Origin of the sequence: Hungatella hathewayi WAL-18680, assembly GCF_000235505.1 — a bacterium.
Taxonomy (GTDB): domain Bacteria; phylum Bacillota; class Clostridia; order Lachnospirales; family Lachnospiraceae; genus Hungatella_A; species Hungatella_A hathewayi_A.
Genome location: NZ_JH379027.1, coordinates 1254411 through 1279381, shown reverse-complemented (window position 1 = coordinate 1279381; position 24971 = coordinate 1254411). Strand labels below are relative to the sequence as shown.

The following is a 24971-nucleotide window of genomic DNA, read 5'->3' as shown; positions in this document are numbered from 1 at the left end:
GACCAACTCCCCCAAGGTGCGGGCGTCCAGAAAGGTATTATACGAACTGCTGCTGTCCAACCACCCGAAGGACTGCTTAAACTGCGGCAGGAACCAGAACTGCGAGCTCCAGGAGCTGGGCTACGAGCTGGGCGTCACCGAGAGCCGCTTCGAGGGCGAGCTGGCCAAATCCAGCGTGGATATCTCCCCCTCCATCACCCGTGATACCAGTAAATGTATCCTCTGCCGCCGCTGTGTCACCGTCTGCAACAAGATCCAGCACGTGGGCGCCATCCAGGCCCAGAACCGCGGCTTTGACACCGTGGTCAGCCCCGCCATGGGACTGCCGTTAAATTCCGTGGACTGCGCCATGTGCGGCCAGTGTACCGTGGTCTGCCCCACCGGCGCCCTCCAGGAGACCGACGGCCTGACTCCGGTGTGGAAAGCGCTGGCTGACCCGGCCAAACGCGTTATCGTCCAGGTGGCCCCCGCCGTGAGAGCCGCCCTTGGCGAAGAGTTCGGCCTGCCCTGCGGCACCCCGGTCACCGGGAAAATGGCTTCGGCCCTCCACGAACTTGGCTTTGACGACGTGTTCGACACCCTGTTTGCCGCCGACTTGACCATCATGGAGGAAGGTACGGAGCTGCTGGGCCGGTTAGACGCCGCCTTAAAAGGCGGGAAAGCCGTTCTGCCAATGATAACCAGCTGTTCCCCCGGATGGATTAAACACGTGGAGCACCAGTTCCCGGAGCAGTTAGACCACTTATCCAGCTGCAAGAGCCCACACACCATGATGGGCGCCGTGTTAAAGAGCTATTACGCTGAGAAGATTGACGTTTCACCGAAGGATATCTTCGTCGTCTCTGTCATGCCATGTACCGCCAAAAAGTACGAGATTCAGCGCCCGGAAATGCAGGTAAACGGCAATCCGGACGTGGACGCCGTGCTGACCACCAGGGAGCTGGCCCGTATGATAAAATCCGCCGGCATCGACTTTGTCAATCTCCCGGAAGGGCAGTTTGACGCCCCATTAGGCTTCTCCACCGGAGCTGCCGACATCTTCGGCGTCACCGGAGGCGTGATGGAAGCCGCCCTGCGTACCGTATACGAGCTGGTCACCGGCGAGGAACTCCCGTTTGAGGGCCTCCACGTGACTCCAATCGTCGGTCTGGAGCAGATTAAGACAGCGTCCATCACCATCGAAAAGACGCTGCCTGCATTCGAGCACCTGAAGGGCGTCACCGTCAATGTGGCCGTCACCAGCGGCTTGGAGGGCGCCTCCATCCTCATGAAGGAGATTGAAAACGGGACCTCCCCCTACCACTTCATCGAAGTCATGGGCTGTCCCGGCGGCTGTGTCAGCGGCGGCGGCCAGCCCCGCACCACGGAAGAGAACTTCCGCCAGAAGCGCAGCCAGGCATTGTACAGTGAGGACGAAAGAAAGACCCTCAGAAAGTCCCACGAGAACCCGGACTTACAGCAGCTCTACCAGGAATACTTAGGCGAGCCAAACGGCCACCGCGCCCATGAGCTGTTACATACCCACTATGTGAAACGTGGCAGATTCAATGAACTGGTATAACCCGTCGTTACGTCGTTAGCCAGGTTTCAGGTATCAGGTTTCCTAAAAGAAGCCCCCCGTTTTCTCCAATCAATTGATAGAGAAAACGGGGGCTTCCCTGTTTATCTTAATCTGTTAAATTTCAATCCCCAAATCACAGCCATCCGCAATCAGCGTTCTCTGCAGTTCCCGGACTTCCACGTCCCGGAAGGCTGTCTTTTCCCGAACGGCCATAACCGCTGCGGTTCCCACAGCCTGTCCCAGTCCCATCAGCAGGGCCTGGCCTCTGGAGCTGGTCAGCGCCAGATAATGGCAGGAGAAGGTCCGCCCCGCCACCGCGATATTGTCAAGACCGATGGGCACCACGCACCCATAGGGAATATCATACCACTCTTCCATATCAATCTGATTCAGAACGTAGGTCTTCTCATTTCCCCTGGTTGTATTGTCAAACGGCCCCGTACACCGGAGAATCACATCCTCCGGCCGTTTTCTCAGCCCCAGACAGTCCTCCTTGCTCAGATAGTCCTCGCCCACGATTCGTCTCGTGTCCCGGATTCCCACCTGGGCGCCTGAGTTCATGATATAGCAGTTCTCACATCCCGGCACATAACGCCGGAAGAAATTGACCTCCTCCATGATTCTGACGCGGCCCTCCAGCTCCGCTCTTGTCAAATCCTCGACCGATGTCCCGTCAATGCCCCTGACACGCACGGAATTCATAAACAGGGAGCCGGGTCTCATGCCCACATGGATGCTGGAGTACTTGTCATCCTCACTGACCGGACGGCCATCCTTCTCTGCCTGCTCCTTCGCTTTCTTTAATCCCGGGTCCTCCTGAATGTAGTTCTGATATGCTTCCACATCCACGCCGCCCATGTTAAACACGATGGTCACACCCATCATCGCGCCCTTCTCGTCGCCCTTCTCGAATCCGGCGCCCGCTCTGGCGCACAAGTCGGCATCCCCGCTGGCATCCACAACCGCCTCCGCCAGATATGCCTGTCTTCCCGACTTGGACTCCGTGATAACGCCGGCCACTCTTCTATCCCCATCCATAATCACGTCGCTGACAAACGTGTGAAGCCGCACCTCCAGCTTCTCTTCCATCACCATTTCCGCTATCATGGATTTAAAATACTCGGAATCATGGAAATACCAGTCCCCAAACAGCGGCATATGTCTCACATCCGCGGCATCCGGCCCCGCATTTCTCACCTTGGTCAGTATCTCCTCCGCAATCCCGCCGATAGTCCGAAGCCCCGGGTAAGCGCCCCCCAACGGCATCCCTGCCCCGTAGGAGCACATGCCCCCCAGGAATCCGTGCTGCTCCAGCAGCATCACCTTGGCGCCCTTTCTTCTGGCGGCAATCGCCGCTCCCAGACCTGCCGGTCCGCCTCCGGCCACGATAATATCCCCTCTCCAGACAATCGGGATTTCCTCCTGCTCCACCAAAACCGTATGCTCCAATATTGTTTTTGCCATGTCCCTTCCTCCTTCGCTATTCCACCATCCGTCTGTGGAATACCTCATACCAGTCTTCCTTTACCACACAATTATCCAAATCAAAGGACTGAATCATCCGCTCTAGCTCCTCCTCGCTCTTCGATGCAAACAGTCTGGCATAATCCTCCGCCAGAAACTCTCCCACCGCGTTGAGAATATTGCACCACAGCCTGCTCTTCAAGCTGTCAAAACGGTTGCCTCCCGCCCCATAACTTTTCGTCGTTTTGTACTCCTCAAAATCCTCCTCAAAGTACTGGAACAGCTTCTCCGTGCACTCCCAGTCCACCACATTGCTGGCGTCCAGATTGTACTTCTGTTTTAATTTGATAAACTTCTCCGTCTGCCGTCTCCACTCACAGTCCTCCGCCGTGCTCAATACCCCCATGCGGTACAAATCCTTGTAAGTCCACAGCGTCCACGACATCTGTTTCCGATTCAGCACGTCCAGCGTGATATCCAGGCAGTGGAGTCTCACGTCATCATAATACCCGGCCGACACCCCCATCTCCCCAAACCAGCAGGGGACATTCAGCTTCTCGCTCATCTCACACCGCTCCCGCACATCATCCTCAATCACGCGCCGCAGCTCGTCCTCGTCCTGAATCCCCGCAAACTTCGGCCCATTGTGATAATAGTGGGGCGTATACGCCATCTGCCTGTCAAACACCTCGTCCATACAGTCAAAACTGTTGGACAGCATAGGCCCTTCCAGAAACAGAATATGCTTCTCATCAACAGCCCGGACCGCCTTTACAATCTTCCGGTACAACCCCTTCAGATTCTCCACCTCGTCGTCCTTGGGCGCCGGCTCATTGATTAAATCATAGCCAATCACCAGTTCATTGTCCTTATAATGCTCCGCCACAAACTCCCACAGCTTCACGCACCGGTTCTGGCACTCCGCATTGTGATACAGCTCCATATCCCCGGTAATGTTGTCGCTGCAGTGAAACGGATTCTCATATCCCTGCACCGCATGATAATCAATGACCGAGTAAATCCCATACTTTCCGCACAACTCCACCACTTTATCCATATAGGCAAAGGGCTTCTCACTGTACTCATACGGGTGTAAATCGCTCTCAAACACCCGGTAATTAAACGGAATCCTCAGGGTATTGCACCCCATATCCGCCAAAAACTTCGCGTCCTTCTCCTGAAAATAGGTTCTGTAATACCGGTCAAAAAACCAGTCATACTTCTCCTGCCCCGCATAATACCGGAAATATCTCCGAAACAGCTGGTCCACCCCCGGAAATCCGAACATAAACCGCTCCAGCATCATCCAGTTCCCCAGGTTATACCCCCGCATCACAAACGGAGTTCCGTCCTTTAAAATCTCTCTGCCTCTTGTCGTAAACATATCTGTCCTCTCCCCCTATCCTTTCAGCCCCGTAGCCGTCACACTCTGGGTAAAATATTTCTGGCAGGTAAAATACACAATCAGCAGCGGCAGCAATCCCATCACCGTGCCGGCCAATATCAGATTATACTCCACCCCGTTCGTCGTCTGAAACACCCGCAACCCTATCTGAATCGTCCGGATCGAATCCTTATGCAGATAAATCATCGGCCCCAGATAGTCATTCCAGACAAACGTAAACGTAAAGGTAATCAGTGTCGCCAGCGCCCCCTTAGCCAGCGGCAGTATAATTCGAAACAGTATCATAAACTCCGAACACCCGTCGATTCTGGCCGCCTCCGACAGTTCCCCCGGTATGCTGACAAAAAACTGTCTCAGCAGGAACACCCCAAAGGGAGAAAACGCCTGAATCAAGATCAGCGCCAGATGGGTATTGGTCAATTTCAGCTGGTTCATAATCATATACTGCGGAATCATGGTCACATGAAACGGCACCATCATAGTCCCCAGATAGACTAAAAACAGCTTATCCCGCCCTGGAAATTCAATTTTGGAAAATGCATACGCCGCCAGCGAGCAGGTGATAACCTGCAGTGACGTGTTAATCACCGACAGCTTCAGCGTGTTTAGAAAATAAGTGACAAACGGTATCTGTGTCAGCACATCCTTAAAATTCTGAAACCTTGGATTGGCCGGTATCCACTGAATCGGCCAGGCAAACAGCTCATTGTTGGACTTTAAAGAGCCTGACAGCATCCAGAGAAACGGCAGCAACGAAGTAACCGCCCCCAAAGCTAACGCGGCATACAGAAACATTTCCCACAGAACCTTCTTCGGTTTTAACTCTCTCTTTCTCTCCATAGCCTGCCTCCCGCTTATGTATATTCCACCCATTTCTTCTGTCCCCGCCACTGTATCAGCGTCACAAGCAATATAATCGCAAACAGCACCAGCGCCACGGAGGAAGCATAGCCAAACCGGTAATTCTTAAACGCTTCCGTATAGATGGTATAAACCAGCACATAGGTGGATTTCCCAGGTCCGCCCTCCGTCATGATATTGATGGCGTCAAACACCTTAAACGAACTGATCACGCAGGTAATCAGCGCAAAAAACATGGTGGGACTCAGCATCGGCCAGGTTACATTCAAAAACTTCTGGAGTTTGTTGGCTCCGTCAAGCTCCGCCGCCTCATAAAGCTGGTAGGGAATCCCCGCCAGACCGGCCAGCAGAATCACAATATAATATCCATAATTTTTCCAGATACTCATAATCGTGATGGATAATAACGCCCACTTGGACGTGCTGAGCCATCCCGGCGGGTCAATGCCGATGGACAGCAGGAAGTTGGACAGCGGTCCGTAGGTATCGTTAAAAATCATCCTCCACACCATGGCCGCCGCCACCATGGACGTAATATGCGGAAGAAAATAAATAATCCGGAACCCTTCCTTAAACCGGATATTCTGATTCAGTCCCAGCGCAAACAGCAGCGCCAGAATCAGAGTCCCGGGAACGAAAATAAGCGTGTATGTAAAATTATTGACCAGGGACTGTCTGAAATTATCGTCCTTCACCATCGTCACAAAATTCTCCAGCCCGATGAAATTAGGCGTTTTAAACGCATTCCAGTCCGTAAACGAAAGCACAAAGACAGCTACCACCGGAATCACCGTGAAAAAGGCGAACCCCAGCAAATTGGGCAGCAAAAACAGATATCCCTTAAGGGTATTCCGAAGAACCACCTGATTTTTTTTCTTATTCATAGAACATCTCCATCTTCTGTATCCGGAACCCGGCGGCCGGCGGCCGCCGGTATTCCATCCACGGTACTACCGATACTTCTTCTGTTCCTCGTATAACTTGTTGATCATATCCTCCGGCGTCTCCTCGCCGTTAAACACCAGGTCCGCCTCCGCTTTCACAAAGATATCCAGCTCCGACATTCCGGCCTTCACAGGCATTCCCTGAACCGTATTGGTATTAAAGAACAACTCAATATTCTGAGGCATCTGACTTCCATCTCCACAGAATGCCGTTTTCGCTTCCTCCGTCCGAATCGCCGGCAGCGTTCCCATCTCTGCAAAAATCATACCGCCCGGCTCCCCGCACAGATACTGGAGGAAATCGTAGGCTTCCTGCTTCTTTCCGGAGTAGGAGCAGACTGATGCATACACAAACTGTCCCACACAGGTATTCTTGGCATAGCCGTCTCCCAGAGTCGGCATGGGAGCTACGTCCCAGTTTGCCATGAACTCGCCCTTGTCCCTGTCGCCGCGAAGCTGTCTGATCGTCCAGTCGCCTCCCAGATACATGGAGCTCTTCCCGCTTGCAAACATGGGGCGGACGCCGATTCCGGCGGCAGTGTAAGCCGCGTTGGACAGCATGACTCCCTTTTCGCAGGCGTCGATTTTCAGTTCCACCGCTTTCTGAATCAGCGATAAATCGTCCGACAGATAATCCACCCCGTTGGTGCTTGCCGGGGCAATCCAGTCGCTGTTTCTGGCCGCATTGTAGAACCCGTATACCTTGTCCGGTCCATCCCCCCAGGTCATCTGCTCCGCAATCTTTGTCAGCTCGTCCCAGGTAGTATTTTCATCCGGATAAGCCACGCCCCGCTCATCAAAATAATCCTTATTATAAACCACCACACCCACGGAATTCCGGTAAGGCAGTCCGTAAATACTTCCGTCATCGTACTTGGCATTTTCAAAATCATCCCCAAACACCGAGGTGTCAAAACCGGCATTCGCCACATAATCGTCCAGTTTTTCCGTCATGCCCAGGCCAATCTTCCCGGCCAGGAACTGGCCGCCGTTGGTCACGAAGATATCCATATCATCTTTTCCTGCCAGCGCCGTGGTCAGCGCATTGTCAATCTCACTGGAGGAGTACAGAATCAGCTCAATATTCACATTGGGATGCTCACTCTGGTACGCCTCAATCACCGCACGGTAACAGTCCTCATCATCACTCATCCCCCACATGGTCAGGGTAACGGCTTCCCCGCTTCCCGAAGCTGCCTGGCTCTGCTCCCCCTGAGTCTGATCCCCCTGACTGGCCGGTGCCTGAGTCTCCCCCGATTTCTGTCCGCACCCGGCCAGAGTTCCTGTCATCATGACACTGACTGCCGCCGCAAACGCCGCTTTCCTGATTTTCTGTAATTTCATAAGCCCCTTCTCCTTTTTCTCTCATGTATTAAACAATCTTGTTAACCTGTTCCCCGTTAAGCCATGCGTCCAGATTGCGGAACACAATCTCCGCCCTCTTCTCCATGGACTCCCTGCTCAAATAGGCAATGTGCGGCGTCAAAATCGTATTCGGCGCCCCTAAAAGCGGATGCTCTGCCGGAATCGGCGGCTCCATCTCATAGACGTCAATCCCCGCTGCCCCCACTTTGCCACAGTGCAGCGCCTCCGCCAGCGCGGCGCTGTCCACAATAGGACCTCTGGCCGCATTGATAAAGATCACGCCGTCCTTCATCTTCTCAAACATTCCGCCGTCTATCATATTCCTGGTGGAATCCATCAGCGGACAGTGGACAGTGATAATATCCGACTGCCCCAGCAGCTCCTCAATCGGAACGTTCTCCACCCCCGGTATCTCCTTTGGAAATGCATCGTACCCCAGCACCCGGCATCCAAAAGCACCAAACAGCTCCGCCGTTCTTCTGCCAATAGCCCCGGTTCCGATGATGCCCACCGTCTTGCCCTGAAGCTCACAGCCCACGTCGCTTCCCACAACGCCGCCTTCCCTCGTCTTCCTGTCCACAGCCGGAACCTTCCGAAGCAGGGATATCGTCATGCCAATCACCAGCTCTGCCACCGATTCATTGGAATACCCGGAAGCATTGCTGATGGCGATGCCCATCTCCTTCGCCGTCTCCACCGGAACATGGTCCACCCCGGTGAACGCCACATCGATAAATTTCAACTGCCGGCACTGCTCCAGCACCTCTTTCTTGAGCGGCATGTTGGCAAGCATCAACACATCCGCATCCTTCAGTCTCTCCACCTGAAGGGCCGTGTCACCGTCTCTCTCATATGTCTCGAAGCAATGTCCCCCCTTCCTTAATGGCTGGATATAGGATTCCAGCCGCTCTCCGCTGATGCCCAGCGATTCCAGTAATACAATTTTCATAGCTTCACCCCTTGTAATTTTGATTATTGAAATGTCATTTCATTTTGTAAGATGATTATACCATGTCCATAATTGGATTACAATCCTTTTTTCTTATTTATTGAAATTATATTTTATATATGATATTATTATTTCAAATATCAAAATACCGGAGGTTTTTATGAAATCAGGAGATGCTATTTCCAGCAACCAGTCATCAGAAAAGTTATTGAAACTCTTAGAATTTTTGTCCACCCAGGGAGAACCCCTGCGGCTGATCGATATCGCCAAAGCTCTGGATATGAACAGCAGCACCGTGCTGCGTTTTCTGACCACGCTGATCAACAACGATTACGTGGCCCAGGAACCGGAGACTTCCAAATATTATCTGACCTACAAACTCTGCGCCCTGGGCCAGCAGATTAAGGGACACAAGCAGCTGTCCACCACCACCGCCCCCTACTTACAGGAGCTGGCCAGAAATGTGGGCGAGACCTGCTGCCTGGCCATCAACCAGGGCAATCAGGTGGTCTACATCGACGTGGTGGAGTCTCCTGGCCAGATCGTCAAAGCCATGCAGCGCATCGGCCACATTGCGCCCCTCCACTGCACCGGCATCGGCAAGCTCCTGCTTACCAATTATTCCGAGGAGCAGATTGACGCCCTCATCGCCCACACCGGCCTGACCCGGTACACCGACAAAACCATCACCACCAAGGAGGAACTGCTAAAAGAACTGGCTCTGGTCAAATCCAGGGGCTACGCCTACGACAACGAAGAATGCGAGTTGGGAACCCGCTGCGTCTCCTTCCCAATATACGATTACTCCGACAGAGTCATCGCCGGTTTCAGCGTGACCGGCCCCTCCGTCCGCTTAAACGACGAGTTCTTTGAGAAATGGATTCCTTACATGCACAACCTGTCCATAAAGCTGTCCCATCTCTTCGGATACCAGAACCTCTCCGTTAAGAATTAGAATTTATGGCATAAAAAATGCGGCCCCCTGCTATAAAGGGCCGCATGTTTCAACGCCTATTTCTGTTTTATTTCCTATTCCGCAATCATCCCCATAATCTCATTGGTTCTTGCGATAAACTTCGTCATCCGCTCCGGCGTCAGACTGCCGTGGCTTAAGGACGCCAGGTCATACAGCTGCTGGCAGATCTTCTCCGTGTTGGCGCCTTCCTCGTGGCCAAGCACGTACTGCACCAGACTGTTATTGGCATTCAGCACCAGCGTCTCCCCGGCGCCGCCGAACATGGACGGGTCCATACCGTACATGTTGTACATCTTCATCATATCCTGCATCCGGCGGCTCTCCTCCGACACGGTAATCATGGAGGCTAAGTCCGCATTTTTCAGCTTCTCCACCTTGATTTCCAGCTTGTCATTGCCGAGAGCCTTCTTGAAGGTCTCCGTCAGCTTCTCCGTATCCGCCTTGAACGCCTCCGCGCTCTCCTCGGCCACCTCTTCCTTGAAGGTATCCGTCACATCCGCGTCAATCCGCAGGAACTTCAGTCCCTCATTCTTCTGCTCCAGCTGGCCGATGAATGGGCTGTCAATATTATGTCCCAGCAGCACCGCGTCCAGACCGGCTTCCTTGAACATATTGATGTACTGGCTCTGCTCCTTCTCGTCCGTCACGTAGTAAATCGTGTTCTCGTGCTTCTCCTTATTCTCCTCCAGGCAGTCCTGAAGAGTCAGATACTTCTTGTCCAGGTTCTTGAACAGGATGTAATCCTTCATCTTCTCCTCAAACTTGTCATCCTTCAGACAGCCGAATTTGATAAACGGGCTGATATCATCCCAGTACTTCTCATAGGCTTCCCTGTCTGTCTTGCACATGCCGGACAGCTTGTCAGCCACCTTCTTGGTGATGTAATCCGAAATCTTCTTCACAAATCCGTCATTCTGCAGCGCGCTTCTCGATACATTCAGCGGCAGGTCCGGACAGTCAATCACGCCCTTCAACAGCATCAGGAACTCCGGAATCACCTCTTTGATATTGTCCGCGATAAACACCTGGTTGTTGTACAGCTTAATCGTTCCCTCCAGGCTGTCATACTCCGTATTAATCTTCGGGAAATACAGGATTCCCTTTAAGTTAAACGGATAATCCATGTTCAGATGAATCCAGAACAGCGGCTCCTTGTAATCCATAAATACCTTGCGGTAAAATGCTTTGTACTCGTCCTCCGTGCACTCGTTCGGATGCTTGTTCCACAGCGGGTTCACATCATTTAACGCCACCGGACGTTTCAGAATCTTATACTTCTCCGTAGCCGGGGAAATCTCAACAACCTCTTTCTCCCCGTTCTCATTTTCCTTCTCCTCGGTCTTCGCTTCCTCAACCACCGTCTCCACGATGGTATCCTTGTCCGTCAGCTCGTCCTTCTCAATCGTCTCATACTGTGGCTCCGCGGAGGCATTGTCCAGGAAAATCGGCACCGGCATAAATGCACAGTACTTCTCAATCACCTCTCTGGCCCGGTACTCATTGGAGAACTCCACACTGTCCTCGTTCAGATACAAGGTGATGGTGGTTCCAGGAACCTCCTTGGTCCCGTCGCCCATCTCAAACTCCGTGCCGCCCTCAGACTCCCAGCGCACCGGAGCAGCCCCCTCCTGGAAGGATAAGGTGTCAATGGTCACACGGTCCGCCACCATAAACGCGGAGTAGAAGCCCAGACCGAAATGACCGATAATCTGATCCTCATTGGCCTTGTCCTTATATTTCTCCAGGAAATCCTGGGCGCCGGAGAATGCAATCTGGTTGATATACTCCTCCACCTCGTCCGCCGTCATACCGATCCCATTGTCGGTAAAGGTGATGGACTTCTCATTGGGGTCCACCGTCACCTGGATTTTGTACTCCAAATCCTCCGGTTTCGTGTACTCACCCATCAACTCCAGTTTTTTCAACTTCGTGATCGCGTCACACCCGTTGGAAATCAGTTCCCTGTAAAAGATATCATGGTCCGAATACAACCATTTCTTAATCACTGGGAAAATGTTGTCGCTGCTGATTGATAAACTTCCTTTTTTGGTTGCCATATTCCACACTCCTTACGTATTTTCATTGAAATTCTGATTATTTCGCTCTCATAAGGAGTATTTTAGTACTTGCCAAACCAAAAGTCAATAGAAAATTAGCACTCATTTCAATTGAGTGCTAGTAATCCGAATCTGTTTAATTGTAAACCACCAGTCTGTCCCTGTTTTCCGGCGCCACGCGAATCACATGTTTCCCGTAATATTCCCACTGGTAATTGGGAATCTTCTTATGTTTGATGGAGGTCAATATATCGTCCATGTAATTCAGCCAGTACAAATCCTTGTCATAATATCTCACATGCAGCTCATTGTCGTCCTCATACATATCAGAATACGTATACAGAGCCTTCGCATTGTACTCCGCCTGAACTTCAATCTCATCATCTCTCATGGATGAATCCGCCACGATCTCCACATTCCTTCGCGAGACTCCGTCCAGAACCACATAAATCGGCTCCGACTCCTGGGGAATCGTCTCTCTGATCACATTGGTCTCCATAAATTCATTTCCTATCACCCGCTCTTCCCCCAGCTGGAAGGAGCTGAATTCCACAAATGTCACGCCTCCGCCGACGCCAATCAGGAACAGGCCGGCCAGGAACGCGATGCCTAAATATTTTCGGATTCCCATACCTTATCCACCTCCACTTTCTTCTTCCCAAATACCAGATTCCAGACCAGCCAGACGAAAGATACCCCGCAGACCAGAGCCCCAAACGTCATGAGGGTCACGCCAATCAGCGGATAACCCTGAAGCACCATCACAATCAGCACGCCAAGCCCCACCAGGGCCATACAGTCGCCCACCGCTGCCGGCGCCAGCACAAGCAGGAGGACAAACAGCCGGAAGCAGAGATAAATCAGCCTTCCAAGCCAGTTCCCGAAGGTCCTGCCTCCTTTGTATACCGTATTCCACATATCCTTCTCTCTCCTCTCCCGTACCTTGGACTTCTCTTCTGTCTGTCCGGTCCGGCCTTCACGCTGCCCATCCTCCAAAAGCTCCTTATCCTTCACAATCTCTCCGTCCTCCGTCACCACCCGGTCACCAAAGGGCAGCCAGTGGACCAGCACCAGCCCGCCGTGTTTCAGCGCGACAGCCATCCGGCAGAGATACTGCCACAACACTACGGCCAGCGATTTCAACAGCTCCGCCAGATAACCCAGGAAACGCCATACCGCCCTGCCTCCTGCCTTAAGTCCGTCCGCCAGCTTCCTTCCGGCCGCTCCGGCCCTGCCGCCAAGCTCCTCCATATTCACCAGCGGCGGCTTCCTCTCCTCTTTCCCATAGAGGGGATTCACATTGTAGGCGTCCAGTATCTCGTCCGCCAGCTCCTCCAAATCGCCAAAATCCCGGATGGCCTCCTCCTCGCTGAGCCCATTTTCCATCTTCAGCTCAATGTGCTGGGCATACTCCCCCAGAATGTCCTCCCGCTCATGTTCCTTCAATATCTGTAAACGCTTATCCAGCTGTTTGAAAAACTCTGCCTTCGTCATCCCTGTCGCTCTCCTTTCCAAATTCTTCCGGCCCGTATGTAGAGACCTTTTCCTCAGTCCATACGCAGGGAATTTTCCACGATAAACTGGTCCACCCTGGTGTGGAATTCTTCCCATTCCGCCTTCAGATTATCCTTATATAACACCCCTGCCGCCGTCAGATGATAATACTTCCGCGGCGGTCCCTCCGTGGATTCCTTCAGATACGTCTCAAAATAATGCTCGTTGGTCAGCCGCTTTAGCAGCGGGTAAATGGTTCCCTCGTTGACGTCAATCACCTTGGACACCTCACTCACCAGTTCATAGCCGTACATGTCCTTCTTTGTCACGGATATCAGGACAATCAACTCCAGAACTCCTTTTTTAAACTGCGCATTCAAATTCTCATCACCTGCCTTGTCCGATCCTTCTTATCACTATATTATATCAGGTACTATGCAATGTCAAGTACTATAAATAAAATAATAGCTGGAAGCCTTTGAAATGGCTTCCAGCCCGGAATCATTTTCCCAGATTCCCCTCCCGGTGATGCTTCCGGCACAGCGCCGTGTACTTGTCGTTGCCGCCCATGACAATCTGCTCCCCGGACTGAATCATCTTCCCGTCCTCGCCGATTCTGGCATTGCAGGTCGCCGCTTTTCCACACCAGCACACCGTCTTAATCTCCTCAATCTTGTCCGCCCAGGCCATCAGCCACAGACTCCCCTCGAAGAATTCCCTGCGAAAATCCGTCCGAAGCCCATAGCAGATCACCGGCACATCCAAATCATCCACGATATGGACAAAGAACTCCACCTGGGCCTTGGTGGCAAACTGGGCCTCATCCACGATGATACAGTCATATTTCCGTATCTCCTCATCCGCCATCTCCACCAATTCTTCCAGCAGAATTCCCTCTTTTTCCAGCCCCATCCGGGAGCGTATCGTCCGGTCCCCATCCCTGGAATCCGCCTTCGGTTTCACGAGAAGCGCCTGTTTGCCCCTCTCATGATAATTGTAATCCACCATTAGCGCATTGGCCGTCTTGGAGCTTCCCATCGCTCCGTATCTGAAATATAACTTTGCCACAATAACCCTCTCACTTTCCTACTTTTATTCTTCCACACAGGCGATTTCCGCGCCTCTCAAAAACTGTCTCACCGTCTCGTCCCACTCTCTGTCCAGCGACTTGTCCAGCGTGAAAAAGTTGACGGACGTCCCTGTCACACAGGTCAGCTGCCCCTCCTCATAACGGATATTCACATATAGTCCTGTAATCTGCTCCACCGGAACCGCCAGCCCGCTTCTGCCCAGAAATGCTTCCACATCCGCCGGGGCAATCTGAAGCACAATCTGAAAACTTCCCGGCAGCTTCTTCCCCTTAATCAGGGAAAAACAGAACGGTTTCAGCACCGCCCAGGAGGACAAATCCTCAATCCGGTTCTCCTCCAGCTCCGCCTCCGTGTAATACCCCTGCTTGATATGCCCGTCAATGGTAAACGTATTGTAAGTGACAATCGTCACCTCCCGCACCAGAAACTTGTCAAACGTCGTCCCCACAAACAGCTTACTGGTAAACTGCTTCACATCATCAATCTTCAGCGCTATCATAAAGCCTTTTCTCTCCTGTTCTCCGATGCCATCCTGCCCCATCCGTCATCCCAGGGACATGTCCACCCCGCACCGCGCATTATCACAACAACTATACAACGAAACCCGGCCGGGTGTCAATCTCCCTGTCACCAATGTTTGGCCAATGTTTTAATCACTTCCTCAATGTTCCTATTCTCATGGCCGTTTTTTTATGTTATACTTTAAAATAGTATCCGAAACCTATTCAACACGTTTTCACCCCTTAGGAGTTTATATAGATGAAATATAAAGCACAATGGAAACATAGATGGAAATCCGTGGCTGCCGCCCTGCTTCTCGCCGTGTCCATCACCGGCTGCAGCGGCGTTCCCAGCACGTCAAATGTAAAAGAGACACCGGGCTATACCCTGCCCCAGAGCATGATTATCGTTGCCACCGAGCGCAACCGCTACCAGCAGATTTACACCAGCGACCTATGGAACGTAACGTTAAACAACGGCATGACCTTCCAGATTTATCTGCTGGACCAGGTCCAGACCTTTCTCCAGAACATGAAGACCATGTCCCTCCTGGCCAAAGACCAGGACATCACACTCACCGGCTCCGAGAAAGACCGGCTGCGCCGCCTCTCCGAGACCTACTACGAGGGTCTGAGCCAGGACGACATCGCCTACATGGGCATCGATCTGGATGACGTCATCACCATGTACCAGGAGTATTATCTGGCCAACAAGGTGGTGGGCGAGCTGACCAAAGAACTGAATCTGGAGGTCAGCGACAGCGAGGCCAAGGTCATCACCATCCAGCAGTTAGCCGTGTCAGACCGCGACACCGCCAACCAGCTCTACGAGCAGGCCGCCGCCGAGGGCAGCGATTTTGCCGCTATCGCCCAGGAACACTCCGAGGTGACCCCCATCGAACGCCAGCTTGGCCGCGGCGTGGAGGATACCACCTTTGAAAATGCCGCCTTCAACCTGGCTGCCGGCCAAATCAGTCCGGTCATCGAGTCCGAGGGCAAGTTCTACATCATCAAATGCATCAGCGACTACGACGAGAAAGCCACGGCAGAAAGAAAGACCCAGATTTACACAGAGCGTAAAAACCAGGTCTTCAAACAGATATACAACCAGTTCCAGACAGACAACGAAATCAACTTCTCCGATGATATGTGGGAAACCATCACATTTTCACCGAATGACAAGACCACAACCACCAATTTCTTCGAGCTATACCAGAAGGAATTTCACTGATTCTCAGGAAACCTGAAAGAAATTGGTACACAGCGCCACCAGCGCCGCCTGGTCTTTGCTTCCCATCAGCTCCCTGGCGGAGTGCATGGCCAGCATGGGCACGCCCACATCCACCGTCTTCATGGACAGAAGGCTGGAGGACAGCGCTCCCAGCGTGGAACCGCCCCGCATGTCCGAGCGGTTGGAAAACTTCTTATAAGGAATCTCATAGGTTCTGCATATGCCCTCGATCACGCTGATTGCAGCCGCGTCGGTGGCATAGGACTGGCCGGCCGCCATCTTGATGGCCACGCCGTCCCCCAGCAGGACCTGATTTTTGATGTCACATTTCTCCACATGGTTGGGATGAAGGGCATGGGCCACATCCATGGACAGCAAAAACCCGTTCAACAGTCCGTTCAAAAATTCCTCCCTTGTATATCCCAGAGACAAATATAACTTCTCCAGCACCCGCTCCGTGACGGACGACAGGGCGCCCTGCTTCGTGCGGCTTCCCACCTCCTCATTGTCGTACAGTGCAATCATATTGATGCCGGAATCCCGTTTCCCCTCCAGAATTCCCGTGAGACAGGCCTGCACCGACGTGATATTGTCCAGTCTCGGCGCGCTGAAAAAGTCCTCGTGAAGCCCCAGCGTCGTGCAGTCATCCAGGTTGTACAGACAGATATCGTAGTCCAAAATCTCCTCCGGCAGACACTCCGCCTCCTTCGCCAGCAGGTTCAGGAAATAGTTGTCCTTCCCCAAATCCTCCGTAAGCATGGTCAGCACCGGCAGCATATCCACCTGGGCATTCAGCTTCACGCCCTCATTCACTTCCCGGTTCATATGGATGGCCAGATTCGGCACAATCACCAGCGGCCGCTTCATATCCACATATTTCGTCACCGGCTCAAAGGGATTCTCCCCCGCCACGCAGACCTTGCCTGCCATAGACAACGGCCGGTCCAGCCAGGTGCTGTAAATCGCCCCTCCGTACACCTCAATATTCAATTTGCCGTACTGGCTGGTATTCACCTCCGGTGACGGCTTTAACTTCAGGCAGGGCCAGTCCGTGTGGGACGCCGCCATCCGAAGAGACGGCACCTCCGCCAGATTCTCCCCCACCGTAAATGCCACCAGTGAGGAGTCAAACACCTTCACATAATAATTGCCGCCCACCACAATCTTCCAGGCGTCTCCCAGCCCCAGCTCCTCAAAGCCGGCCTCCTTAAGCTGTCTTTCACTGTCCAGAATACAGTGATAGGGCGATACACCGGCTTTCACAGCCCGCCCCAAGCGCTCCAAATCTTTATCTTCCATCGCTCTTCATCCTCCAAATCTAATATTCAGACATTGCACTACTTCTATCCGGCATGTTCCCACTAGCTCCGTATCCCATGAACACATTCACCTGTTATGCCTCTGTCTGTCAACATACATACTCCTTACAGCAGCTCCTTCAGAATCTTCAACACCCCGTCATTCACATTGGTGTCCGCCCGGAACCTTGCCGTCTGCTTCACCTCCGGTCTGGCATTGCCAACCGCAAAGCTGTAATACGCCTTCTGAAGCATCTCAATATCATTCAGCTGGTCGCCAAAAGCCATGGTCTCCTCCGGCCTTATCTCCAGACTCTCCTGCAAAATCTCAATGGCCTGCCCCTTGCACACACCAGGCGCCATGCAGTCCATCCACATATCGCCCGAAATCGTCATCTTCAGCCGGTCCCCATATATCTCCCGCAGTTCCTCCGTGGCCGCCTGCACACCCTTCTTTTTGTACACCGAAAACTTGATAAAATCGTCCTCCACATCCAGCAGGTCGTCCACATGCTTCATCCGGAACTTGTACCCGTGAACCATCCAGTCCACAAATTCCTTATCCTTTGTATCCACATACACCACATCCGGCCCGCTGACCATCACTTCCAGCCCCGGCATCTTCCGCACCGCCTCCACCATTTCCATAATCAGCGGCCGCTCAATCCGGTTTAAAAACAGGTTTCTCCCATGACAGCCCAGATAAGCCCCGTTGTCTGACAAATAAAAGATTTTCTCCTTAATCGGTTCAAACAGCGCCTCGATGCTGGCCCACTGCCGCCCGCTGGCCGCCGCAAACTGAATCCCCTTCTTCCGCAGCTGCAAAATCACATCATAAATCTCCGGGTTCACCGTATTCCCGCCATCCGGCACCAGCGTCCCGTCAATATCCGTCGCAATCAGTTTAATCATGGCTCTCATCCTCCCTGTTTTCCAACAATGCTTTCAGTTCCTGGTAGACCCGTCCAACCGGAAGTCCCACCACGTTGCTGTAATCCCCAGATATCCCCTGGATATACGCCGCGAACCGGCCCTGGATGGCGTAAGCCCCGGCCTTGTCCATAGGCTCCTCCGACTCCCCATACTCCCGGATTTCCTCCTCCGTCATGGGGAACACCATCACATCCGTCTTCACGGTAAAATGCTTCTGCCTAAGCCCAGTCTCCTCTTTCAAGAGAATTGCCACCCCGGTATGGACCTGATGGCTCCGCCCCTGAATCCGCCTTATCATCTCACAGGCTTCCCCGTGGCTCTTCGGTTTCCCCAGAATCATCCCGTCAATGGCCACCACCGTGTCGGCCCCCAGCACCACACTGCCCACCGGACACCGGCTCATCACGTCCTCCGCCTTTTGGGAGGAAAGCTCCAGCACCACCTGCTCCGGCACCGACGATGTCACAACCTCCTCAATCCGGCTGGGTGAAATCACCGGCATGATACCAATCTGCTCCAGCAGCTCTTTCCGCCGCGGCGAGCCTGACGCCAAAATCAAATTCCTTATCTCCATGTTCTTCTCCTCTGTCAAAAAAAGCATTCACCGCAAGCCACCCGGCCGCCATAAATGCTTCTTCATCCATGCTCTCTTCAAACAATCTCTTTAATACAGCTTCAACCGTCCTATCATCGTCTCCGCCTCTTCGTCCTCGCTCTCTCTCATCTGCTCTCTCACCGTGTAGGCGAAATCAACCAGATAAAATACAACCAGTCCCACAGCCATCTTCTTTCCCAGGTTCTCCGGCACATACCCTACCAGGTGATGCACAAATCCATTGAGGAACCGGAAGAAAATAATCCCCAGAAGTCCCCAGGCCAGACTGCTCTCCAGACAGATAATCCCTCTGTAATTCAATGGCTTCTTACTGTAATCCCACCAGAAACTTCCAAACAGGCGCACCATCATGAAGGCTGTCACCAGCTCCATCGTCGTCGCCATCGCCATGGAAGCAACATACAATTTCATCGGATTGTCCGCCAGCGGCGTCAGCAGTGCCACTGCCCCAAGCGCTCCAAATCCATAAATAATACAAAACGGTCCGTGTCCGAACCCTCTGTTAATCACCGGCGTCTTATTCTCATACGTAAGAACCACACATTCCAGAAGATATCCCAGTAAGCTGAATACGAAAAACCAGTTAATCATATGATAAATGCTCATACTCATCTCTTCCCTTCCTCTATGCTGTTGTCGCTGTGACGTGTAAAGTATAGTATAAAAGAAATAGGAACGCAAGTCATATTTTTCTTAATAATCCTTAAGTTTAGACATAACTTAAGTTTACCAGCAGCGCAATCCCAATTCCCAGAATTGCTCCCGCAAACACCTGCAATGGCGTATGACCAACAAACTCCTTCAGTCTCTGCTGAAAATGCTCATTGTCCATCTTCAGAATATTCTGCTCCATAATCATATTCAGCAGCTTCGCCTGCTTCCCCGTCTCCTGACGGACGCCGATGGCATCATACATCACCACCGCCGCCAGCACAAAACTGACCGCAAACTCAAAAGAGCCGACTCCATAACAGATACCGGAACTCACCACCAGTGCACACACCGTGGAGGAATGGGAACTGGGCATACCGCCGGACCCCACAAGGCGCTCCGGAGTGAAACTCTTGTTCAACGCCACATCAATAATCGTCTTCAAAACCTGTGCAACCACCCAGCCCAGACAGGCGCTGACTAATACCTGGTTGCCGGACACTTCCTGCCAAAATCCCATAGTACACTCCTAATATTTACTCTCATGCAAGCACGTATGTCATCCCAAATGTCTCGGTATCAAACTGCAGAACAGCCACCGCTTCACATTGGTGCCCACCTCCGCAAGTCCACAGAACTTATCCGCATACAATACCACATAACCCTCGATATGCTTCGGCGGTACGGGCGTCAGCGGCCACATATGGCGCAGTATCAGGTTCTTCTCCATCTCGGAAATCCCAAAATACTTCACCGCGTTGTTCATGGCCTTCCTCGGATGGGTGAATCCATGAAAATGCTCCCCCGTCTCCCTGGCGTGGGTATGCCAGTCATAGAGGAACAAATCATGAAGCAGCCCGGCCCTGGCCGCAGAGCGGTAATCCCACCCTCTGCTTCTGCATATCTTAAACGACATATAAGACACCTGTATACAGTGTGTCTTACATGTGGTAGTGCCATGTTGAATGTAATCGTCCATGGACTGGAATACTGGGTGCGCCAGGATATCCCCAACGCACTCCAAATACTCCTCATCCAGCTCATACGCTTTTTTTTCAACCCAGGATTCGTCCGCCGCCCACTCTCTGGCCACGCGGAGCTCCTCCTTCGTCAACTGATATCTATTCATGTTATCCCTGTCTTTCAAATCAAGCCGTTAATCAATAACCAATCAACCAGTCATACAGCTCCTGATACTTCATCGCCGATGAATTCCAGGAGTAATCCTTCGCCATCGCCCTGTCAATAATCTTGTTCCACTCCCGCTTCTTGTCATAATAGATATGCTCCGCATAGCGAATCGCTGACAGCATCTCGTGGGCGTTGTAGTTGGAGAACGAGAATCCCGTTCCCGTACCTGCAAACTCATTGTACGGCTCCACCGTATCTTTCAGCCCGCCGGTCTCCCTCACAATCGGAAGGGTGCCGTAGCGCAGCGACATCAGCTGGCTCAGTCCACAGGGCTCAAACAGGGATGGCATCAAAAATGCATCCGACGCCGCATAAATCTTGTGAGACATCTCCTCTGAGTAATAAATATTGGCAGAAACCTTGTCATGATACTTCCAGTCATAATGGCGGAACATATTCTCGTACCGCTCATCCCCGGTGCCAAGCACCACCAGCTGGATGTCATCATTACACAAATCATCCATCACGCACTGAATCAAATCCAGCCCCTTCTGGTCCGTCAGACGGGAGACGATGCCAATCATCATCTTCTTGTCATCCTGCACCAGCCCCAGCTGCTCCTGAAGTGCGCGTTTATTCTTAATCTTCTCTTTTCTGAAATTCCTGGCGTTGTAATTCTGGACAATGCAGCTGTCCGTCTCCGGGTTAAACTCCTCATAGTCAATCCCGTTGACAATTCCCCGCAGGCTGTTCGCCCTTGCCCGCATCAGTCCGTCCAGGCCTTCCCCGTAGAACGGCATCTTAATCTCTTCCGCATAGGTATCGCTCACCGTGGTGATGGCATCGGCAAAGACAATCCCGCCCTTTAACATATTGCCATCCTTGTAAGCCTCCAGCTTATCCGGCGTGAAATAATAGTCAGGCAGTCCGGAGAATCTCTGAATCGTCTTCACGTCCCAGACACCCTGGAACTTTAAGTTGTGAATCGTGATGACCGACTTCATATCGCGGAAAAATTCGCCGCCGCGGAACCGGTCCTTCAAATAAACCGGAATCAGTCCCGTCTGCCAGTCATGGCAGTGTACCACGTCAGGCTGGAACCCAATCACCGGGAGCGCCGACAGCGCCGCCTGACAGAAGAAGGAAAACTTCTCCAAATCATACAGCCAGTCTCCATAAGGTTTCGCACCGCTGAAATAGCTCTCATTATCGATAAAGTAAAAGGTAATGCCGTCATATATGTATTGCAGAATCCCTACATAACGGCTCTGTCCCAGATAATCCATATAGAAGTGGTTGACATAAGTCATCTGCTCACGCCACTCCTCCTTGATGCACAGATATTTGGGAATCATCACTCTCACATCAAAATACGTCTTGTCAAAACACTTTGGCAAAGACCCCACAACGTCAGCCAGACCGCCGGTCTTAATAAAAGGTACTGCTTCTGAAGCTACAAATAGAATCTTCTTCATGTGGAAACCTCCCTCACAACAGGGCGTCGTATCATAACCCCTAATAGTATTAGTATACAATACTTTCTCCAAATTAGGAAGACTTATCTTGCGTTTGTTTTCGATTTAACGAAACTCTTAACGAAACTTACAGACGTTTGTAATCCAGACGAATCTTGTCAGAGATCAAGGCGATGAACTCGGAATTGGTCGGTTTCCCCTTCCCGTTGCTCACCGTGTAGCCGAAAATGTCGTTGATGGTGTCCATCTTCCCTCTGCTCCAGGCCACCTCAATGGCATGTCGAATCGCTCTCTCCACACGGCTCGGTGTCGTCTGGTGGTTCTTGGCGATGGTCGGATACAGCACCTTTGTGACAGAAGTCAGCATATCCTGGTCCGCAACCGCCATGGCAATGGCATCTCTCAAATACTGATATCCCTTAATATGAGCAGGAATTCCAATTTCATGCAGCATCTGCGTGACATCATTTTCCAGATTCTGCTCCATGTACTCCAGCCTGTTCTCATAGGGTTTCACTTTGCGGATGCCAGCCAGGCTCATTCCCTTGGGTTTGTTGCAGTATCCGGCGATTCTGCGGATTTTGTCCAGCACGATTTCCTTGCGGAACGGCTTCATGATATAGTAGTTGGCGCCCATGCGGAACGCATCCTCCGTCACGTTCTCGCTTCCGGCCGCCGTTATCATGATAAATGTCGGATTCTTTTCCATGGTTCCTTCGTTTCTGACCTTTTCCATCACGGAAATGCCGTCCATCCGTGGCATAATGACATCCATCAGCACCACATCCGGCTTTGTTTTGATAATCATGTCGTAGGCATCGTCGCCATTTTCCGCCTTACCGACTATATGCATCCCTTCCTCTCCCTCCAGGATCTCCGACAATAAACTGAGAGTTTTGGGGTTATCTTCCGCAATTGCAATACTTAAACTTGACATACTTATCCCTCCTGATTTTAACTGATTCATTTTTCGCTGGTAAAGTAGATTATAGTCTCGGCGTTTCTCTACATGCAATCGAATTACAACGCAAATTTCGACAAATGGGGGGTAAAAAATTATGTCTACTGCCCTCCGGCATCCAACATATTTTCAATAAATATTCCATACCCCTTTGTGGAGTCTTGTATGAATACATGAGTTACCGCGCCAACCAGCTTGCCGTCCTGTATAATCGGACTTCCACTCATTCCTTGAACGATTCCGCCCGTCAATTGTAACAGTTCTTCGTCAACAACTTTGATAACAAGGCTTTTATTTTTATGTGAAGTAGAATAATCCACTTTCTGGATTTCGATTTCGTAGTCCTTAATCTCCCCGGAAACGCCACTTCTCAACACTGCCGGGCCTTTCCTGACATCTTGTCGATAACCGATCTCCAGTGGCTCGGAATTGACTCTTTTCGCAAACTTGTCATTCACCGTGCCAAAGATTCCCTCCTCCGTATTCCTGGAAATGTTCCCCAGTCCGGAACCGGGACCATAATAGATAACGCCTGACATCACCCCCGGTTTCCCAATGCTGCCCTTCTCAATTCCCATAATCTCCGTCTCATAGAGACTGCCGTCGGATATCTGAACCACTTCCCCCGTGTCGCTGTCGCTGATTCCGTGGCCCAGCGCCCCAAAATTGCCATTTAAATCCAGATAGGTCATGGTGCCGATTCCCTGGGTGTCGCTTCTCACCCAGACTCCCAGCTTGTAGCCGCCCTCCTCCGATTCCACCGGGTCCATGGCCACTTCCATCAGCTCTTCCCCACGGCGGACCTCCAGAGAGACCGTGCTTCCATCCAGTTTTCTCACCGCTTCCACCAGCTGTTCCTTATCCTGCAATGCCTGCCCGTTGATAGCCTCAATGTAATCCCCTGACTGGAGATAACCGGCCGCCGGCTCCACAATCATGCCGGTGGTATCTGTCACCTGTCCGGTACCAATCACCATGACACCGTCCGATTTCAGATAAATGCCGATGGGGGCGCCGCATGGAATAGCATATCTGGTATCCACCACGTCCACCTGAATCTCTTTTAACTGAAGCCAGCCAAACAGCTTCAGTCCTATCTGATAACTGCCCTCCTGTTTCCCGCAAACCGTAAACGGCTGGTTCTTCACAATGTGAATTTCGCCTGACGGAATATTGGAACCATTTCCCAGCACCACCTCTTCACTTTCGCTCAAGATCGTCGCCTGCAAAGGGATGGGGAAATCAAATGCCTCTTCTTCCTCCAACACTACATTTAGACGGTCCGGTATGGACCTATCCATGTAATAGTAGGTAAACCCAATTGTGAACAGAATACCTGCCCAAAATGTCCACACTAAATAACGGTGGAATTTCTGTCTTTTTGTCATCGCCCCATACCTCCTGATTAGTCATAAAAGGAGTTAATTTTTGCTCCTCTCATAGTATGTGCGATGAAATGAAAAACACTCTGTTATATTTTAGCTGTCACTTTTTTTCATCAATGCCAAATCATTTTCCATCTCAGCTCCTTTGCCCTGGTTTTACGTATTCTATCATATCGTAAATTCGACAGGGATTAAGAGAAATGGAAAAATTTGTATGTTTATGGGAAAAATCTGTATTTTTTATGTTAAATTGGAGGCGCCGTTGGATGCCATTCCACATCCATATTCTCACCCAGACTGATGATTTTATCCATCAAAAGACCCATAAGCCTATTTTTTTCCTGCTGTAACAACGGTTCATTCCATAAATTATATTTCTCAACCGGGTCAACCCGCAAATCATATAATTCTCCATAGCTGCGGCCTGCGTAATACGCCAGTTTATATCTGTCATCACGAATCGCCCGGATGTCCCTTGCTTCCATATAGACTGTGGTCTCTTTGGGCACCGGATTTTTTTTATCAAAAAAACAGGTGAGACTCCGGCCCTGTATTCGGGACGGCACCGGCAGCTTTGCCGCAGTCAGACAGGTGGCCGCAATTTCCACAGAGCTTACAAAAGA

25 protein-coding genes are annotated in these 24971 nt (G+C 51.6%); 3 read left to right on the top strand and 22 right to left on the bottom strand.

Annotation, left to right across the window (positions count from 1 at the left end; all coding sequences use genetic code 11):
• The coding region (locus HMPREF9473_RS05870) for an NADH-dependent [FeFe] hydrogenase, group A6 (RefSeq protein ID WP_006779150.1) at positions 1-1561 on the top strand (1561 nt) is incomplete at its 5' end.
• A gap of 114 nt (positions 1562-1675) precedes the next feature.
• On the opposite strand, the gene HMPREF9473_RS05865 is transcribed toward HMPREF9473_RS05870, so the two are convergent.
• The 6 genes from HMPREF9473_RS05865 to HMPREF9473_RS05840 all read right to left on the bottom strand — a co-directional run bounded on the left by HMPREF9473_RS05865 (position 1676) and on the right by HMPREF9473_RS05840 (position 8549).
• Positions 1676-3025 carry an FAD-dependent oxidoreductase gene (locus tag HMPREF9473_RS05865; protein ID WP_006779149.1) on the bottom strand — a complete coding sequence of 450 codons (1350 nt, stop codon included), beginning with the start codon at positions 3023-3025 and terminating at the stop codon, positions 1676-1678.
• A gap of 16 nt (positions 3026-3041) precedes the next feature.
• Entirely contained in the window at positions 3042-4409 is a 1368-nt protein-coding gene (locus HMPREF9473_RS05860) for a glycoside hydrolase family 5 protein (protein ID WP_006779148.1), read from the bottom strand.
• A 15-nt stretch (positions 4410-4424) separates the two neighbouring features.
• A complete protein-coding gene (locus HMPREF9473_RS05855) occupies positions 4425-5270 on the bottom strand; it encodes a carbohydrate ABC transporter permease (protein ID WP_006779147.1) in 846 nt (281 codons plus the stop codon).
• 14 nt (positions 5271-5284) lie between these two features.
• Positions 5285-6175 (bottom strand): carbohydrate ABC transporter permease, encoded by an 891-nt coding sequence (locus HMPREF9473_RS05850; protein ID WP_006779146.1) that lies wholly within the window; start codon positions 6173-6175, stop codon positions 5285-5287.
• Between the two features lie 66 nt (positions 6176-6241).
• Positions 6242-7579, bottom strand: coding sequence for an ABC transporter substrate-binding protein (locus HMPREF9473_RS05845; protein ID WP_006779145.1), 1338 nt, complete (start codon positions 7577-7579; stop codon positions 6242-6244).
• A 28-nt stretch (positions 7580-7607) separates the two neighbouring features.
• Complete coding sequence (locus HMPREF9473_RS05840) at positions 7608-8549, bottom strand: NAD(P)-dependent oxidoreductase (RefSeq protein WP_006779144.1); 942 nt, start codon at positions 8547-8549, stop codon at positions 7608-7610.
• 160 nt (positions 8550-8709) lie between these two features.
• Between HMPREF9473_RS05840 and HMPREF9473_RS05835 the strand changes: the two genes are divergently transcribed.
• Positions 8710-9504 (top strand): IclR family transcriptional regulator, encoded by a 795-nt coding sequence (locus HMPREF9473_RS05835; protein ID WP_006779143.1) that lies wholly within the window; start codon positions 8710-8712, stop codon positions 9502-9504.
• A 74-nt stretch (positions 9505-9578) separates the two neighbouring features.
• Here the strand turns inward: HMPREF9473_RS05835 and htpG are convergent, their stop codons facing one another.
• From htpG to HMPREF9473_RS05805, 6 genes are all read right to left on the bottom strand, one after another.
• Positions 9579-11582 carry a molecular chaperone HtpG gene (htpG, locus tag HMPREF9473_RS05830; protein WP_006779142.1) on the bottom strand — a complete coding sequence of 668 codons (2004 nt, stop codon included), beginning with the start codon at positions 11580-11582 and terminating at the stop codon, positions 9579-9581.
• Between the two features lie 136 nt (positions 11583-11718).
• Positions 11719-12213 carry a hypothetical protein gene (locus tag HMPREF9473_RS05825; protein ID WP_006779141.1) on the bottom strand — a complete coding sequence of 165 codons (495 nt, stop codon included), beginning with the start codon at positions 12211-12213 and terminating at the stop codon, positions 11719-11721.
• Positions 12192-13076 carry a DUF1700 domain-containing protein gene (locus tag HMPREF9473_RS05820; RefSeq protein ID WP_006779140.1) on the bottom strand — a complete coding sequence of 295 codons (885 nt, stop codon included), beginning with the start codon at positions 13074-13076 and terminating at the stop codon, positions 12192-12194. The genes HMPREF9473_RS05825 and HMPREF9473_RS05820 overlap by 22 nt, the downstream gene beginning before the upstream one ends.
• Positions 13077-13129: 53 nt before the next feature.
• Positions 13130-13456 carry a PadR family transcriptional regulator gene (locus HMPREF9473_RS05815; protein ID WP_034858014.1) on the bottom strand — a complete coding sequence of 109 codons (327 nt, stop codon included), beginning with the start codon at positions 13454-13456 and terminating at the stop codon, positions 13130-13132.
• A gap of 121 nt (positions 13457-13577) precedes the next feature.
• The gene (locus tag HMPREF9473_RS05810; RefSeq protein ID WP_006779138.1) at positions 13578-14144 is read right to left on the bottom strand and encodes a thymidine kinase; all 567 of its coding nucleotides are present in this window, start codon (positions 14142-14144) and stop codon (positions 13578-13580) included.
• Positions 14145-14168: 24 nt separating this feature from the next.
• A complete protein-coding gene (locus HMPREF9473_RS05805; protein WP_034858829.1) occupies positions 14169-14666 on the bottom strand; it encodes a DUF5721 family protein in 498 nt (165 codons plus the stop codon).
• A gap of 260 nt (positions 14667-14926) precedes the next feature.
• On the opposite strand from HMPREF9473_RS05805, the gene HMPREF9473_RS05800 reads away from it, so the two are divergent.
• Positions 14927-15898 (top strand): peptidylprolyl isomerase, encoded by a 972-nt coding sequence (locus HMPREF9473_RS05800; protein ID WP_006779136.1) that lies wholly within the window; start codon positions 14927-14929, stop codon positions 15896-15898.
• A gap of 3 nt (positions 15899-15901) precedes the next feature.
• On the opposite strand, the gene HMPREF9473_RS05795 is transcribed toward HMPREF9473_RS05800, so the two are convergent.
• The 10 genes from HMPREF9473_RS05795 to HMPREF9473_RS05750 form a co-directional block, all read right to left on the bottom strand.
• The gene (locus HMPREF9473_RS05795; protein WP_006779135.1) at positions 15902-17197 is read right to left on the bottom strand and encodes a M18 family aminopeptidase; all 1296 of its coding nucleotides are present in this window, start codon (positions 17195-17197) and stop codon (positions 15902-15904) included.
• A gap of 125 nt (positions 17198-17322) precedes the next feature.
• The gene (locus tag HMPREF9473_RS05790) at positions 17323-18108 is read right to left on the bottom strand and encodes a Cof-type HAD-IIB family hydrolase (protein ID WP_006779134.1); all 786 of its coding nucleotides are present in this window, start codon (positions 18106-18108) and stop codon (positions 17323-17325) included.
• Complete coding sequence (locus HMPREF9473_RS05785) at positions 18101-18703, bottom strand: Maf family protein (protein ID WP_006779133.1); 603 nt, start codon at positions 18701-18703, stop codon at positions 18101-18103. Before HMPREF9473_RS05785 ends, HMPREF9473_RS05790 begins: the two co-directional genes overlap by 8 nt.
• A 90-nt stretch (positions 18704-18793) precedes the next feature.
• Positions 18794-19351, bottom strand: a complete 558-nt coding sequence (locus HMPREF9473_RS05780; protein ID WP_034858827.1) for a putative ABC transporter permease — start codon at positions 19349-19351, stop codon at positions 18794-18796.
• 103 nt (positions 19352-19454) lie between these two features.
• Positions 19455-19916 (bottom strand): divergent PAP2 family protein, encoded by a 462-nt coding sequence (locus HMPREF9473_RS05775; protein ID WP_006779131.1) that lies wholly within the window; start codon positions 19914-19916, stop codon positions 19455-19457.
• A 39-nt stretch (positions 19917-19955) separates the two neighbouring features.
• Complete coding sequence (locus HMPREF9473_RS05770) at positions 19956-20525, bottom strand: hypothetical protein (protein ID WP_006779130.1); 570 nt, start codon at positions 20523-20525, stop codon at positions 19956-19958.
• 31 nt (positions 20526-20556) lie between these two features.
• Positions 20557-22002, bottom strand: coding sequence for a glycogen synthase GlgA (gene glgA, locus HMPREF9473_RS05765; protein WP_006779129.1), 1446 nt, complete (start codon positions 22000-22002; stop codon positions 20557-20559).
• Positions 22003-22129: 127 nt separating this feature from the next.
• Positions 22130-22939, bottom strand: a complete 810-nt coding sequence (gene spo0A / locus HMPREF9473_RS05760) for a sporulation transcription factor Spo0A (protein ID WP_006779128.1) — start codon at positions 22937-22939, stop codon at positions 22130-22132.
• 125 nt (positions 22940-23064) lie between these two features.
• Entirely contained in the window at positions 23065-24351 is a 1287-nt protein-coding gene (gene spoIVB / locus HMPREF9473_RS05755; RefSeq protein ID WP_006779127.1) for a SpoIVB peptidase, read from the bottom strand.
• 242 nt (positions 24352-24593) lie between these two features.
• Positions 24594-24971 (bottom strand): sulfatase/phosphatase domain-containing protein (locus tag HMPREF9473_RS05750; RefSeq protein ID WP_006779126.1); only part of this gene is annotated, 378 nt, incomplete at its 5' end.

Coding starts and splice junctions, on each gene's coding strand:
- HMPREF9473_RS05780 (WP_034858827.1), bottom strand. CDS start 19,351: ATGAGCATTTATCATATGATTAACTGGTTTTTCGTATTCAGCTTACTG.
- HMPREF9473_RS05855 (WP_006779147.1), bottom strand. CDS start 5,270: ATGGAGAGAAAGAGAGAGTTAAAACCGAAGAAGGTTCTGTGGGAAATG.
- HMPREF9473_RS05865 (WP_006779149.1), bottom strand. CDS start 3,025: ATGGCAAAAACAATATTGGAGCATACGGTTTTGGTGGAGCAGGAGGAA.
- htpG (WP_006779142.1), bottom strand. CDS start 11,582: ATGGCAACCAAAAAAGGAAGTTTATCAATCAGCAGCGACAACATTTTC.
- HMPREF9473_RS05790 (WP_006779134.1), bottom strand. CDS start 18,108: ATGATTAAACTGATTGCGACGGATATTGACGGGACGCTGGTGCCGGAT.
- HMPREF9473_RS05785 (WP_006779133.1), bottom strand. CDS start 18,703: ATGGAGATAAGGAATTTGATTTTGGCGTCAGGCTCGCCGCGGCGGAAA.
- HMPREF9473_RS05825 (WP_006779141.1), bottom strand. CDS start 12,213: ATGGGAATCCGAAAATATTTAGGCATCGCGTTCCTGGCCGGCCTGTTC.
- HMPREF9473_RS05835 (WP_006779143.1), top strand. CDS start 8,710: ATGAAATCAGGAGATGCTATTTCCAGCAACCAGTCATCAGAAAAGTTA.
- HMPREF9473_RS05795 (WP_006779135.1), bottom strand. CDS start 17,197: ATGGAAGATAAAGATTTGGAGCGCTTGGGGCGGGCTGTGAAAGCCGGT.
- spo0A (WP_006779128.1), bottom strand. CDS start 22,939: ATGTCAAGTTTAAGTATTGCAATTGCGGAAGATAACCCCAAAACTCTC.
- HMPREF9473_RS05805 (WP_034858829.1), bottom strand. CDS start 14,666: ATGATAGCGCTGAAGATTGATGATGTGAAGCAGTTTACCAGTAAGCTG.
- HMPREF9473_RS05840 (WP_006779144.1), bottom strand. CDS start 8,549: ATGAAAATTGTATTACTGGAATCGCTGGGCATCAGCGGAGAGCGGCTG.
- HMPREF9473_RS05775 (WP_006779131.1), bottom strand. CDS start 19,916: ATGGGATTTTGGCAGGAAGTGTCCGGCAACCAGGTATTAGTCAGCGCC.
- spoIVB (WP_006779127.1), bottom strand. CDS start 24,351: ATGACAAAAAGACAGAAATTCCACCGTTATTTAGTGTGGACATTTTGG.
- HMPREF9473_RS05845 (WP_006779145.1), bottom strand. CDS start 7,579: ATGAAATTACAGAAAATCAGGAAAGCGGCGTTTGCGGCGGCAGTCAGT.
- glgA (WP_006779129.1), bottom strand. CDS start 22,002: ATGAAGAAGATTCTATTTGTAGCTTCAGAAGCAGTACCTTTTATTAAG.
- HMPREF9473_RS05820 (WP_006779140.1), bottom strand. CDS start 13,076: ATGACGAAGGCAGAGTTTTTCAAACAGCTGGATAAGCGTTTACAGATA.
- HMPREF9473_RS05770 (WP_006779130.1), bottom strand. CDS start 20,525: ATGAATAGATATCAGTTGACGAAGGAGGAGCTCCGCGTGGCCAGAGAG.
- HMPREF9473_RS05850 (WP_006779146.1), bottom strand. CDS start 6,175: ATGAATAAGAAAAAAAATCAGGTGGTTCTTCGGAATACCCTTAAGGGA.
- HMPREF9473_RS05860 (WP_006779148.1), bottom strand. CDS start 4,409: ATGTTTACGACAAGAGGCAGAGAGATTTTAAAGGACGGAACTCCGTTT.
- HMPREF9473_RS05800 (WP_006779136.1), top strand. CDS start 14,927: ATGAAATATAAAGCACAATGGAAACATAGATGGAAATCCGTGGCTGCC.